Consider the following 13,861-nt stretch of genomic DNA (forward strand, 5'->3'; position numbering starts at 1 on the left):
GAAGGGGCGTCCCTTTATTTAACTGAACACGACGGGTCGTCCCGGCGCTAAATATCCGGTACCGTGTTACCGGCCCTGCATTCTCATTTTGCATATAGTGGTTTTTAGTGCTTACACCTCTTTCTGACGCTTATTTTTCTGCCCCTGACCGCCATTCAGAACACCCATCCGTGATTCGTAAATGAGCCCGACGAGGAGGATCAACACAAATATGCTTGCCGCAATAAAACCGCTCCAGCCTGCTTCCCTCACCGCTATGGCATAAGCAAACAGGAACAACGCTTCAGCTTCAAAAATAATAAAAAGGAGTGCGACCAAATAAAATTTTACAGACAGTTTCAAACGGGCACTGCCTACTGGCAATACCCCGGATTCGAAAGGTTCATGTTTACTATGTCCGCTGGATCGTCCGCCCATAAAACGGGCTAGCAGAAGTAGTAATGCACCAAGGCCGATCGCTCCGATTATAAATATCGCCAGTGACCAGTGATGGGAGAGATTAGCGATATCCGGGCTCATTCAGATGTCCTCAGTGGGTCATTTGAATGGTATCCCGACGGGCAGGCCTGATATGGCTGGTATTCTGGCAGGGAGCAGGAACCAAAAGCATCTGAGGCGTGTAATATAAGTAATGGAGTTACTGAACTGCAGAGACATGAACGGTCCATAAAATCTTCCTACAGAAGAATGGGCCGTCCCGGTTGATGGATCGTACCTGAGGTCGTCCTCAGGTAGATATAATGTCAAATTTCAAATCACTATAGCACCACTTTTTTTTGCTGCCCAGTATTTATCGCAATAAATACCGCATTATTCACCGCAAAATGGTAGGTAAACATGGATATATACATTAAATAATTCAAGTTGCAGGAAGCCAACACACCTGCAACTTGACGTATGACGAGTATAGCTATTTCTTAAATACCGTGACCATTAGGCCGGTAATTATTTATTTTATTGGTTTAAATATTAGTAACCAGCGGCCTTGTTAGCGGCTTTTATGCGATTGCTTCTGGTGTCTTTTTCGTGTTGGTCTTTAGCTTGCATTATGCCACCTGCAGCATCAACCCAATCACTTGCGGTACAACTGGATAATCCCACAGTTAACATAAGGGCAAATACATACTTCATTTTAGCTCCATCATCTTATTATTTGTATAAATAACGTCCATGTAATACGCAAAGTATTTGACGTTGATTTTTTGACTTTAACAAAAAGTCACATTATGGGCAAGGTACGGAATTTCACTGTATAACACTTAATCTATAATCCAATTAATTTAAGGGCAGGGTGGATAATAGATCTGATTCTAAAAATAGCCCCCCTCCCGGACATCATCCTGTAACTATAAGATGTGAATGATCAGAACGACAAAGTCCGTGATGGAAATTGACCGGATAGTGCGCACATAGCTGACGCTCAGGAAAGTGAAAACGGATAGAACTGATAAACCGCCGCCATTGCTGAGACACTCAATATCACGCTGATGATGAAGTATGTTTTGAATGGCTGTTTTTGTGTTTTATGGCGGAAGAGTTGCTGCCCAATAATCGCGCCAGCCCACCCACCTACAACGCCAAACACCAGCAAAGTGGATTCTGGCACTCTGCGCCAGGCCTTACGTGCTGCTATTTTGTCCACGCCGTAAATTACCAGCGTCAGTATGTTGGCGAGCAGGAACCACATGACTAAAGGAGACGACGTAAAAAAGCTTCCGATCGCCGCGACGATCAGTAGGAAATAACAACAGCGATTGAGAGTCATATCATTAGCCACGGCAATTATCAGAGTTTATCGCAGCGCATTATACGCAATCATCGCCATACCGATAGTTCCTGCTGTTTCCCACGAGGCGCTGGTAAACGTGGCGATACATTTTTACACTAATGCTCTGACACTGTAGGTAACCTCTTGCGCAAGGATACATTTTGAAAAGAAAGCTTCGTCAGCGCAATCAGCGCTGGCTATCCATTCAACTGCGACGTGCGAAAAATGAGGGACTGCCATTTAGCTTTTTTATTCATTTCCCTTCCATGCGGGCTGCAACATGCAATGGGGAGCGGCTCAAGCGGCGTGGTCTCATTAGGCCAGACTGGCACCGGGCACTGTTTCATCAGGGATGGGGAGAAGTGCCGATGGTAGGTCCTGGCGGTGATATTTACTGGTTTATAGGTTTCGATAAAGAGCAAGTTCCCATTGAGTTTCAGTCAGTGTGGCGGGACGAGTAGCTTCTCTTGATTCTCTTCTCACGAGCCAATCTTCTGCTTTTTAGCAGACTCATTAAGTCAGCTCGAATAATTTATACTGCGGGCGTGGAATAAGCTTCCATCCCAGCCATTGTTGGATTATCTCCGCGTAATGCCCGATAGATTTTATCGACGTCCGCTCCTGACATTTTGCTGCCATGAGATTGCTTATGCTGCGCGGGCCAGAACCCAGGCCCAATCGGAACTGCAGAGAATGCGATAGAAGGGCTTCACGCGGCATTTTACAAATTCAAGAATGTCTGCTTCGCTCATCGCTGAGGCCTTAGAAGGATATTCAGGTCCCCAATCATCATAGAGTTCGTCGTATATGCTGTAAAACTTCCAGCAGATGTTGCTAAAGATACGGGAGCTCGGAGATAAGTGAAACGCTGGGATTTGATGCAGCCGTAACTCTACTTCTTTGGAAGTACCGGCATTCATTAGAAACCAGGCTTTGATCCTTAGCCACGTAATTGCACTCGCGCTGATGCTGGGTATAACTATGTTTTTTTCAAGCATATATGCATGAAGGTAGCGCTCAATTTCATCTGAATCAGGATGTTTATCTAAATTGAGGGAGGCTAAAATTAACAATGATTCAGAACTATTGCCTGAGAGTAGTTCTCTTTCTGCCCACTCAATGATCATTTTGTCGTAATCATCGACGCGATAAGCTTCGAAAGCTTCACCAACCGTTTTCAAACAAAGAATTTCGTGTAGGTCATGTTTGTATTTATTTTCCATAACATCATTTAATCCATGTTGTTAAGAGGGGTAAAAGTATGCTTTCGTTGAGATGATCCGGTACAAAATGAGCGTACTTTATTGTCACCCTAATGTCTGTATGTTCAAGTGTAGTGGTCGCCCAAAATTAGGCCTCGGCATGAGAGATTTCTAGAACTACTAAAAGTCTGCTATTGGTACGAAGCGAACAAGTTACCTGAGCTGAAGGTCCGCAGTGAGCAAATAGCAGATGTTAGTGTTGACTGTGGGTTAGCATACCAACGCCATCTTAAATGACTCTGAGGTGTCTGCTAAACCAGGGCGATTCACTTGCCTGCGTCAACTGGTATAGCTTTTCAGCTATACCAGTGTCCTCCTTCAAATTAACGTGGCATTAATGCAAAAACGCCCCAACCCAAATACTCTCTCGTCCATCTAACATGGCGTATGGGGGCTATCGTCAGTTCTGCCCGAACGACTTTCGCAAAGTCATCGTCTGGGTTTTCTTCCAGCCACCGGCGCATGGTCATCCACTTCGCGGCTTCATACCTGTCCCAACCCTCCTGGTCCGCCAGCACCATTTCTACTACGTCATAGCCTTGTTCATCAAAAGACGATACCAGTTCGGGAAGAGGGAGAAAATCAGCCATGGACGAGACGCCACAGGCTTCGGCGATCTCCTCCGTGGCTGGGACATGACGCCAGTACGGTTCCCCGATGAGAATAATTCCTCCAGGCCTGAGGCTCTTTGCCAGCAATTTAATCGTCCCGACGACGCCACCTGCAATCCAGGTGGCACCGATGCAGGCCGCTATGTCACATTTTGTATCAACAACGTAACCGGCCGCGTCGTTATGAATAAAATGGACTCGTTCGCTGACGCCGAGTTCATCTGCACGTCGTTTTGCCTGCGCGGTGAAGAGGGGACTCATGTCAATGCCGACGCCGGTAATACCATAATCGCGCGCCCAGGTGCAGAGCATCTCACCCGAACCACTGCCGAGATCGAGAATACTCGTACCCGGCTTCATACGTAACATGTGGCCCAGCGTGGCATACTTTTCTGGTGTAAACGGGTTATGAATGCGGTGTTCACTTTCGCTAATGGTAAAAATACGTGGGATATCCATTAGTTAATTCCTTTTATCGATGGCGTATTCAGCGGGTTCTGTTCACAGGGGTTAGCTTTTTCAGCCAGCAGAGCAAATAGCTTGCCAGCAAACGTCTCGCTGACCGGCCACTCTGCACTGTCCGGGCACTGTTTTATGCTAAGGCCCGCGTTAGCGAGCAGGCTGGTATATTCATCACCATGCCAGGCCTTCATTTGACTGCCGAACCGGGTAGCTCGACCATTCGCCTCTATTGCCCAGAACCGTGTTGAACTGATTTGTGCCTCTTCATCCCAACTGTTTTCGGTCAACAACAGATGAGGAACAGCAAGGCACAATCCCTGTGGACAACGCTGCCAGTTCGCAGGCGCCATACCCTGACGTTTAACCTCATCGTAGGTATGAACCTCAATGAGCATCCTGCCGCCTGGTACCAGCCATCGCCCACAGTTGCTGATGAGGGAGCAAGTGTCTGATGCGCTGAATACGTTCAGTTCCCCAAAGGTCATCATGATGAAATCGAACGGATCATCCGGGCTGTATGTTCGGATATCCTGTTGGATGTATTCAATATTCAGACCGGAGATTTGCGCCTGCTGGCATGCCCATTGGATGGATGCCGGTGAAAAGTCCACTCCTGTGCAGCTAAAACCGCGCTCCGCTAACAGGCGGGTATAAAAACCAGGGCCGCAGCCGAGATCAAGAATGCGTGCCCCATCAGGTAACTGGCGGGCAATCCACGCTATCTGTTGTTCAATTACGGTCAGTCTGCGGCTTGCCCAGTCATGTTCCTGCGACAAATGATTTTCCAGCATACGCTGGCTAAAAGCGGGTTCGTCCCAGGGGATTTTGTCTTCATCCGGTGACAGCTGTATGTGACCCGCGGTAAAAATAATGCTATCGATATCCATCATCCTCTCCTTAACGGTTATCGGACTGGGCGCGAACATTGTTCAGCCCGGTGGTATTAATGCGGTAGGGCTGACCATTGACGGATTTAATCAGTTTTTTTGTTTTGAGTTTTTTGAAGACGGCGAGCGTACAGTCTGCGAGCAAAAGTCCTTCGCGACTGTAGCATTCAACAGAGGTAACGCGGCCTGACGAATCACGGACGTGCGCAATACGCCCACCTTTGGCGAGAACGTGTAAGGTACGTTGTTCCTGACGGGATAAATTCATACTGGAAAACCTGTTTAATCATCATGTGCAAAACGTGCAAACACACAGCGGTGTCCGCATACAATTTCGGCGCATTGATAATCAGTCCGGCCTGAAAAGGTCGGGAAGCTGATTATCGGATGATTACATTCTCCAGCATCAAAGCCTCGGATTGAGTTGATAGGTATTTACGGCGTGAATGATAACACCTGGTTTTTGTAAGTGAATAACCAGGTCTGAAAAGTGTGATCCCGAAGGGAGCCTGTAGTTCATTCAAGCCAGTGGAGTGTATGAACCTGCTGAATATGTTCAAACGCGCGGGCGCTCAGAAAGCGTGCAATTGCTGAACTATAATAATGAAGGTAGTTAAACCACGCTATACAAGCGATGTTAACCAGAAATCTCTAAATATTTCATTGTATTAAATACCTTTCTCCTTCAAGGGAACGTTATCTATCTCTCTCAGTGTCTGCTGATGATTTCCACTGGAATGGCATGCAGTTTGATTTTCAACCTGGTTATCAATGACGTTTTCATTGTCGTATAACCGCTAATGGAATGATTAGTATGAATAAATTACCAGGTCTTGCTGTTTCACTTACTATTCTGACAGCTCCCGTTTTTGCTGCACCAGCTCCCGACTGTGTGAAGGTGAATGAAGCTCAAATCGAAGCCCTGTTTGATAAGTGGAACGAGTCGCTGAAAACGGGCGACGCGAAGACAGTTTCTGAAAACTATCTTAGTGATGCGGTATTGCTACCTACAGTATCCAATAAAGCCCGTTTAACGGATGCTGAACGCATTGATTATTTTGAACATTTTCTTGCGAAGAAACCGACCGGGAAAATCGACACTCGTACTATTCGTCTTGGCTGTAATAAGGCGATAGACACCGGAACTTATACATTTACCTTCGCGGATAAGTCCACAGTTTCAGCGCGTTACACTTTCACCTATGCCTGGGATGGTAAAGAGTGGAAAATTTCTACGCACCATTCTTCGGCTATGCCTGAGGGGTAAAAGACGGAGCAGGGGACGGGAATTGACCGTTCCCTGCAGTGAAACTGATATCCAGGTGATGCACCTGGTTTCCGGGAGCTATAGGGATTGAGTGATGAGAGGTATTGGGGATCGTGCAGAAATTTGTTACGGTTTCAGAGTTGCGAGAAAAACTAATCAGCGATTACCTTACATTCGCTCATCAATCTATTGGAAAATTAAGCGATGGACAACCTGGCCGACTATGTAAATGCAATTAAAAATGGGAAAAATGTCATTTGCATTGAAGAGCTCTGGAATCGAGATGATTTGGCGGAAGTAGAGATCTCCCATATGACCTGGCATCATGATTCAGGGGTCGTTATCAGTTGTATTTGCGAAAATGAGTTGGTTCAACCGCTATCAGACATATGCCCGGAATGCTGTATCAAATGGGGGATTGTTGATGCGGCGGGTCGGGATATCAGACCGCGGGAGAAAACTTTTCGCAGTAAATGCCAGGAGTCGTACTGGCTAAAAATGAATCGCTAAAATTCGCAACCCGTATCAACAATATGTGCGGTATTTTGCGAGTATGGCGGATGGCGGTAATAACCGTGCTGCGGTGAAAATAATCAACTCTATAACACCGCGGCTGTCACTGGCTCAGAAAGGACCATCCGGGGGTTAAACAACGTGCCTGGCTATTGCTGAGTACAGGCTGCATCATTCAACACCCGCTGGTGATACAAAATTCCTCCGTGTCTTTTACATTATGGCGAGTCGTTACAGGCGATGTCTTTATGCCTGGCCCAGTCCACCATTCCCTGGAAATCAACGATGACTACAGATTCATCCCCAACCACCCAGGCATCGTGACCCGGGGGGATGCGTGACAAGTTACCGGGCAGACAATCGAATTCACTACCATCATCCATCTTCACCCGTAGCACCCCGGCAACGTGATACTGAAAGTGAGGGGCTTCACAACTCTTCGTACCTGCGATGGGTTGAACGGATGTAGCCCAACGCCAGCCTGGTTCCAGTACTGCACGGCCGACGATCGCTCCTCCTATATTGAGAAGCTCCAGTCGTCCATGTGGAAATTCGCGAATTTCGTCTGGAATACCGAATGACTTCACTTCTGCTTTGTCCATTGCGCACCTCCTTAGATTGAATACGCGCATGGTCGCACTTAAATTATATCTGCTTTGGTTGTTTTTTGTTCTATTTCTCGAGGGGACAACGTGGTGACGGGATGGTAAATGATTCCTGTCGGGGGCTGGTTTTGACCGTGGTGTTAGTAATGCCAGCGCAGATAGTAGTAAAATATTGCCCTGGTGGTGCTACTGCACGGATTCACTAAACAAGGTTAACTCGATGAAAAACAAACATGCGCTCTCTCTGATGTGTTATCAGATGCTGGAATCTGGCGCGTCTCGCCGTACAGTGAAAAGAGCGCTCACATCCCATCGTGTAAAAGGTCGCCAGGCAGTAGTACTGCTCTGCAAGCAAGAGATGGCGCTGTTGAGATCCGGGAAGATAGCGATACAAAGCACGACAGCCCGGTGAGCCGCCGGTAACTCGTCGGCAGGGTGAACGCCTTAAAATAATTCGCATAATTATCAGGGAAGAAGACCATGACGGAGTATTGGTGGCAGGATCTTTGTGATCGCGATAATAACTGGCAAGGCCTGGAGTTTACCCTCAAGAAGAGTCATAAAGCCGGGCCGGTGATGGATATGCTAAGTGGCCGCTACGGTCGGATGGCGTTGCAGATCTCTGGAGAGACATTATTCTGGGCTTCAATGCTGGAAGATCATTCTGGTGTCTGGGTGGTGTTTAATTCGGAACATTCAGGCCCGCAGGCGTTATTACCTTGCGTAACGTCTGAAGATATTGAACGGATCAAAAGCAAAGGGAAAAGGGCATGGACGAGTGAATGGTGTCGTTATTTTTCTCGTCAATTAATGAATGCGCCAGCGCCACTACTGTCACCTCGCCGTTGGTTACTCAGTCCAATGGAGTTGACCCGACGTTCATCGCCATACTCATTACAACAGTCTCTTTCTGTTAAAAACTGGCGTTTTGACTCTCCTGAAAGTAGCGGTAATTTTGGCTGTCGCTGGACGCTTTACGGTGAAGATTTTCCCGATCTTGTCCAGCCGGAAAAAGTCAGACTGGTCGACTGGTGGTGGGGAAACCATCTGCTACTTGGGCGTTATCCCGTAAGCCCGGATGCCGGAAGGGTTAAATGGTGGCGTAAAAAATCTCGCGAGGGAACATTGCCTCCAGTGCTGGTCTGGTATATCGGCGGGCTGGGAGCGTTTGTGATCCTTGATGGTCATTACCGTTTGCAGGCTGCAGTTAAAGAGGAAATTGCGCCGTCTTTCTTAGTGTTGAGTGAACTTAATGAAAGAGAGTTCCCCTCAGATCCTGTTCACCAGCAACGAATTATGCGGGCGCTGGAAAAGCAACAGCTCAATAATCCTGAGCATCGAATTGCAGCGATAAATCAGACGCTGATAAATCTCTACGATACACGTTATTTTTATACATCAACGCATAGCCGCGCCGTTCTTGGTGAGGGGATACGATGGGCTCAGGAGGTTGATGGCTTTTTGCAAAAATATCACCTGGAAGCCTTCCGGGAAAAGATATTTAAACGGACAAACGCATAGATGGATTGGCCCACGAGTTGCATCAGAAAAACTCCATTTTTTCATAAGGATGTGCTTTGCACTCGTTGAGTCGACTCTCTAAACTACCAATATGTACTTCCAGCTTGTGTCCATCCGGATCCAGAAAGTAAATGGATTGGCCTTCGCTCTTGTTCGACTTCCATTCGACAATGCCGGATGACCGCAGTTTCTCAACGAAAGGGGCAAATTTATCGGATTGGATGCTGAATGCGTAGTGGGTATAGTCCAACTGAGGTTTAACGACATCGGCGGAAAGGCATAACCATAGCTCTCCCAGCGAAAGATAGGCCCCGCGACTCCACCTGGCCTGAGGGACAAAACCAAGCTCGTTCACGTAAAAATCAAAACTTCTTGCTACATCACTAACAGCAAGAGTGAGATGGTTAAGTCCTGTCAGCATGTTAAACCCTCATTTCAGGATGGAGAATATTTCAGCCTGCTTCCAGCATACCAAAGCTCACAATACGCGAACGACCCAACTCTTTTGCGCGATAGAGCGCCACGTCTGCGGCACGTAGCAGGTTGTCGCTTTGCGCGTGTTGCGGGTAACTGGCAACGCCGATAGAGACATCAACATGGCCAATATCCGACACGCCAAAACGCAGTGACAGTTCGCGTACGCCGTTGTAAATATCCGTCGCAAGTCGGTTCGCGGCCTCTTCACCCATGCTGGTCAGCAGGACCAGGAACTCTTCGCCGCCGTAGCGAAAGGCCATTCCGTTGTCGTGTACAACGCGCTGAATAATGGCAGCGACGCTTTTGATGACGCCGTCACCCGCTTCGTGACCAAAACGGTCATTTATGTTTTTGAAGTGATCGATATCGATCATCAGGCAACTGAGTGGCTCCTGATTGCGTATTGCCTGGCTCATCTGGGTTCGCAGGGTATCTTCCAGATGATGACGGTTGCGCAGACCGGTCAGGGGATCATAGAGCGCCTTTTCCAGCAATGCGTCGCGTAGACGCTGGTTGGCTAAGGCCAGGCCGAGTGCCTCCGCCATCAGTTCCAGATAGGCTCGGGAAGGTGCGCTTTCCTCGCTTAGATTCAGGAATGAGAGCAGACCAATCGCTTCGCCCTGGGCAATCAGCGGCACACACAGCGAGTGATTTTGGCACGATTCCGGCAGATGGTAGCAGGCGATATCCGGCTCACCGTGTACCGGTGGATGGCTCTGCCCACGACGAACTGCCCAGCATTCATCCGGGTGGAAAGCATCCGCTTTGCCCTCAGGTGAAAGCCATTCGGCGACACAGCGCATCTGCCAGGGATCCCGATCAAGGATGTAGAGTCGACCAGCAATCCCGGGCGCAATGTTTGGTGCAAAAAGCTCCGCTACGTTGATCACATCCGCAAAATTCTCGCAACCTTGTAAACGCTGCGTCATACGTGCCAATAATTCGCGTATCGCCCAGTCTGCATCACGCTCTTTCTCCAGTCGCTGTCGCACCAGACCGTTCTCGCGAAAAATTCGGATTGCCTGCGCCATATCTCCGATCTCATCAATCTGGTTGAAATTGGGCGTTTCAACGGCGTAATCCTGTGAAGCCAGCCGGTGAACAACGTCACTGAGGCGCACGACGGGGCGTAGCACGCGGCGTTTTAGAATAAATCCGAGGACAAACAAAAATAACAGCGCCGTCAGTCCAACCATCACTTCTGACAGCGTGCGCAGGGTGCGGGATGCCTGAGTAGCTTCCTGAATCGTGTCGCGAACACGATTGTCGAGTATCTGCCGAAAATGGTCTATCCGATCCTGCGCTCGCTCCAGTTCTTGTTCATAGGCTTTACTGAAGAGCAGGGCGATGGCTTGCTGATCTTCTCCGCGCGCCACGCTGGAAAACGCCATCGCTTGCTCTTCCTGCAATGTATCAACGATTTGTAGCCCTTCATGCAATAGCGCCAATTCTTCGCCCGTTGCCCCGGCGTCTTTCAGGTTCGCCAGCCGATGCTCAATCTCTTTTAGCGACGTTTCCTTCTGGCGATAGGTGTCCAGGGTGTCAGGGTTTTTAGTGACAGCGTACAAACGGGCCAAATCAGACAGCGACCAGGCGTCGGTTTCCACCTCCCCGGTCAGTTTGTCGAATACATACCGCTGCTCTACCGCTTGGCGTTCGGTATTATCTGCGTTGGACGCCATCAGCATGACGACGCCGGAGACAATGGTCAGACATACCGTCGCGCTATAGGCCCAGTTAGTTATTGTGGCGATTCGCACCTGTGAGTTCCTTTTGCGACGATTAATGAATAAGCATGATTGAAATTATAGGAAACGTATGATTTTGCGTGAAAATAAAAAGGCGACCATTGGCCGCCTTTTGTTATCGTCACACCATTACAAATCTGGAGGATTTTTTCCTTCTTCCATAAACGCTTCGTCGATTCCTTCGGCATTTCCTTCGTGGTCACGACCGGAGAACAGGTTCCAGCTGGCAAGGAACAGCGCAGCAATCAGAGGGCCGATAACAAAACCGTTGATTCCGTAGATCTCCATCCCGCCGAGTGTGGAAATCAGAATCAGGTAGTCAGGCATTTTAGTGTCTTTACCCACCAGTAGCGGGCGCAGGATATTGTCCACCAGACCGACAATAATCACGAAAAATCCGACGATAAACAGCCCCTGCCAAATTTGCTGTGTGGCGAAGAGGAAAATGGCTGCTGGTACCCAGACAATCGCTGAACCAACCGCGGGAACCAGTGAAAGAAACGCCATCAGCGCGCCCCACAGAATGCTACCGTCAATGTCGACTATCGCAAAAGCAATGCCCCCCAGCGTACCCTGAACAACGGCAACCACCGCAGTGCCTTTTACCGTCGCCCGCGTAACGCCGACGAATTTGGCGAACAGATGCTGTTTGGCAAAATCTGAGAGTGGTAACGAATCCAGAATCTGTCGAACCAGATACGGCCCATCCTTCAGCAAGAAAAACAGTAAATACAGCATAATGCCAAAACTGATGGCAAAGCCGAAGGTCCCCTTACCGATCAGGAACGCGCTACCAGCGAGGTACTGCCCGCCCTGTAACGCAATGTCAGAGAGTTTTTTCTGGATCTGCGTGACATTATCGAGATTGTGTTCCGCGAGGAACGTTCTGGCCCAATCCGGAAGGTACGACAGGATCGAGCTAACCACTTCCGGGAACTGCGTATTGTTCTGTTGCAGCTTGGTGTAAACCACATTCAGTTCAATCGCCAGCGATGACAGGATCACCATCAGAGGGATAAAGACAATCAGACAGATAATACCGATGGTAATCAGCGATGCCAGCCCGTTGCGATCCCCCAGTGCGCTGCGAAGTTTATTTTTCACCGGGTTAAAGATTGTGGTTAATATTGCGGCCCACAGAATCGCGGAAAAGTAGGGGGACAGCACGTCGAAGAACGCCCATGTGACGAGGGCAAGAATGAAAATGAAGAAACCTTTGGTCAGTCCGTTAAATCGCATTAGTGAATCCTGTAACTGAGAAGCAGCCTCGACTATAGAACCGTTCAGCAAATTTACCAACTTTCACTGCGAATACCCGCTAATTTGTGGGGGGATAGGACGTGTGCCAACAGCTATATTATTTCTCGGTCATTTTCCCGGTGAAGAAACTAAATTCATCATTATTGATATATTCAGTCATTTCTCTGTAAGCGCTCTGTTGATTAAAGAAGACAATGTCTCAAGCTGAACAGTGAGTTGTATACTTAACCAGACGTATCCGTGAACCGCGCTTTCCATGACGTCATCACTTTCACAAGAAAGTAAAAGGTCATGTAATTCTTGAGAGATTTCATTCAGACGTTCACTGTTTGAGGCTATTGGTGAGGGGTTTCCTTTATGCAGGGCATGAGCCAGTGCTCTGAGCGTGTGTTGAGTCATTTCCTGCATATCGGAAAGAGCATGGGAGTTTAGAATCAAAAAGCGACTTCTGCGTGAGGCCCAGTGAGCGTTGAGCTGAAATTTTTGTGCGGCAACCATATCACGGGTTATTGACTGAATTTCTTCAAGCAGTTTTATCGGTATCCGGGTTTCATTATTTACTGGCGTGATCAGATTGCGCATTTTGACGACTTTATTCAATGCCCGGGTTTGCAGACTGGTCATTCTGGGAGGATAAAGCACGTTACGCGAGACGCCCGCAGTATTGATTTTTAAATAATCAGATAAAAAATCGGCCAACTGAATACGCCAGTTAATGAATGCCCTTTGGGGAAGTATGCTGGTAAACAGCATCGCCAGAATACAGCCTAAAATGATATTGGTACTTCGCCATAGTGCTGTTTGCATATCTCCGGCAGGAGCACTGCTAACTACTGCCAGCGTTATCCCTACCAGTAAGGCTGCATATGGACGTTTGCTGATAGCCAAAAAACCACAAAAGAAAGCAGCGCAGCCGCACCACAACAACATTAAGGGTAGAGAATAGACTTCAATGTGTAGTGCGATGATCCCCAGAATCGCTCCTGTTACGGTACCCGCCATGCGTTCAAACGCTCTGGGAATTACGTTGCCCATGTAGCTGACAGGCCCCATAACGACGATAAGTGTAATAAGGGGCCACGAATGATCGGGTAACTTCATCATTCTTATAAGTAAAAAAGTCAAAACAAATGCCACAGCAATGCGTATTCCATGAACCACACGATAGTTGCGGTAAATCTTTAACTCGAGTGAACTAATGGGTCTGTCTCGTTGCACTGAAAAGAATGATTTCGTCATTTCATGTGAGCTTATAAGCGAAGATCATACGCTAAAGAGTATTCATATTTGTTCTGGTTTTTTTACCAGGGAACTGTATACAGATTTGAACTGCATTCATTTTTATATAATGCAGGCAATCAATTGACAATATGTATTAACGAAATGCCAGTATGTAAATGACCAGTGCAATTGCGAGGAATACCCAATATTGCGAGTGATAATGGAAATATTTTTGCATTGAAAGCCTCCTTCTGAGTTG

At 47.9% G+C, this 13,861-nt stretch carries 13 protein-coding genes and 1 pseudogene; 4 read left to right on the plus strand and 10 right to left on the minus strand.

Going from position 1 to position 13,861, the window contains the following annotated elements; translation table 11 throughout:
- Nucleotides 1-111 precede the first annotated feature (111 nt).
- Together ndhC and LG384_RS10435 are read right to left on the minus strand one after the other, a co-directional pair.
- A complete protein-coding gene (ndhC, locus tag LG384_RS10430) occupies nt 112-519 on the minus strand; it encodes an NADH-quinone oxidoreductase subunit A (protein ID WP_048221539.1) in 408 nt (135 codons plus the stop codon).
- Between the two features lie 901 nt (nt 520-1,420).
- Nucleotides 1,421-1,765, minus strand: coding sequence for a DUF1294 domain-containing protein (locus LG384_RS10435; RefSeq protein ID WP_045449584.1), 345 nt, complete (start codon nt 1,763-1,765; stop codon nt 1,421-1,423).
- Between the two features lie 164 nt (nt 1,766-1,929).
- Here LG384_RS10435 and LG384_RS10440 point away from each other — a divergent pair, with 164 nt between their 5' ends.
- Nucleotides 1,930-2,229 carry a hypothetical protein gene (locus LG384_RS10440; RefSeq protein ID WP_045442380.1) on the plus strand — a complete coding sequence of 100 codons (300 nt, stop codon included), beginning with the start codon at nt 1,930-1,932 and terminating at the stop codon, nt 2,227-2,229.
- 186 nt (nt 2,230-2,415) lie between these two features.
- Here LG384_RS10440 and LG384_RS10445 read toward each other — a convergent pair whose 3' ends face one another.
- The 3 genes and pseudogenes from LG384_RS10445 to LG384_RS10455 all read right to left on the minus strand — a co-directional run bounded on the left by LG384_RS10445 (nt 2,416) and on the right by LG384_RS10455 (nt 5,258).
- Nucleotides 2,416-2,991, minus strand: coding sequence for a hypothetical protein (locus tag LG384_RS10445; protein WP_045442383.1), 576 nt, complete (start codon nt 2,989-2,991; stop codon nt 2,416-2,418).
- Nucleotides 2,992-3,353: 362 nt separating this feature from the next.
- Nucleotides 3,354-4,993, minus strand: a pseudogene (locus tag LG384_RS10450) (methyltransferase domain-containing protein).
- A 7-nt stretch (nt 4,994-5,000) separates the two neighbouring features.
- Entirely contained in the window at nt 5,001-5,258 is a 258-nt protein-coding gene (locus LG384_RS10455) for a YjhX family toxin (RefSeq protein WP_045442392.1), read from the minus strand.
- Between the two features lie 546 nt (nt 5,259-5,804).
- Here LG384_RS10455 and LG384_RS10460 point away from each other — a divergent pair.
- Nucleotides 5,805-6,257, plus strand: coding sequence for an SgcJ/EcaC family oxidoreductase (locus tag LG384_RS10460; protein ID WP_045442394.1), 453 nt, complete (start codon nt 5,805-5,807; stop codon nt 6,255-6,257).
- Nucleotides 6,258-6,988: 731 nt separating this feature from the next.
- Here the strand turns inward: LG384_RS10460 and LG384_RS10465 are convergent.
- On the minus strand, nt 6,989-7,372 hold the full coding sequence (locus LG384_RS10465; RefSeq protein WP_048221534.1) for a cupin domain-containing protein: 384 nt from the start codon (nt 7,370-7,372) through the stop codon (nt 6,989-6,991).
- Between the two features lie 223 nt (nt 7,373-7,595).
- On the opposite strand from LG384_RS10465, the gene LG384_RS10470 reads away from it, so the two are divergent.
- Nucleotides 7,596-7,787, plus strand: coding sequence for a hypothetical protein (locus LG384_RS10470; protein ID WP_045442408.1), 192 nt, complete (start codon nt 7,596-7,598; stop codon nt 7,785-7,787).
- A gap of 68 nt (nt 7,788-7,855) precedes the next feature.
- The gene (locus tag LG384_RS10475) at nt 7,856-8,896 is read left to right on the plus strand and encodes a hypothetical protein (protein WP_045442410.1); all 1,041 of its coding nucleotides are present in this window, start codon (nt 7,856-7,858) and stop codon (nt 8,894-8,896) included.
- A 22-nt stretch (nt 8,897-8,918) separates the two neighbouring features.
- On the opposite strand, the gene fos is transcribed toward LG384_RS10475, so the two are convergent.
- The 4 genes from fos to LG384_RS10495 form a co-directional block, all read right to left on the minus strand.
- Nucleotides 8,919-9,317, minus strand: a complete 399-nt coding sequence (gene fos / locus LG384_RS10480) for a fosfomycin resistance glutathione transferase (RefSeq protein ID WP_045442412.1) — start codon at nt 9,315-9,317, stop codon at nt 8,919-8,921.
- A 31-nt stretch (nt 9,318-9,348) separates the two neighbouring features.
- Nucleotides 9,349-11,133: a diguanylate cyclase gene (locus LG384_RS10485; RefSeq protein ID WP_225760872.1), complete on the minus strand. Its 1,785-nt coding sequence runs from the start codon at nt 11,131-11,133 to the stop codon at nt 9,349-9,351.
- A gap of 117 nt (nt 11,134-11,250) precedes the next feature.
- Entirely contained in the window at nt 11,251-12,360 is a 1,110-nt protein-coding gene (locus LG384_RS10490; protein ID WP_045442417.1) for an AI-2E family transporter, read from the minus strand.
- 177 nt (nt 12,361-12,537) lie between these two features.
- On the minus strand, nt 12,538-13,599 hold the full coding sequence (locus LG384_RS10495; protein ID WP_370637143.1) for an FUSC family protein: 1,062 nt from the start codon (nt 13,597-13,599) through the stop codon (nt 12,538-12,540).
- Between the last annotated feature and the right edge of the window lie 262 nt (nt 13,600-13,861).

The organism is Citrobacter sp. Marseille-Q3906, from assembly GCF_916618775.1.
GTDB classification, from domain to species: Bacteria; Pseudomonadota; Gammaproteobacteria; order Enterobacterales; family Enterobacteriaceae; genus Citrobacter; species Citrobacter murliniae.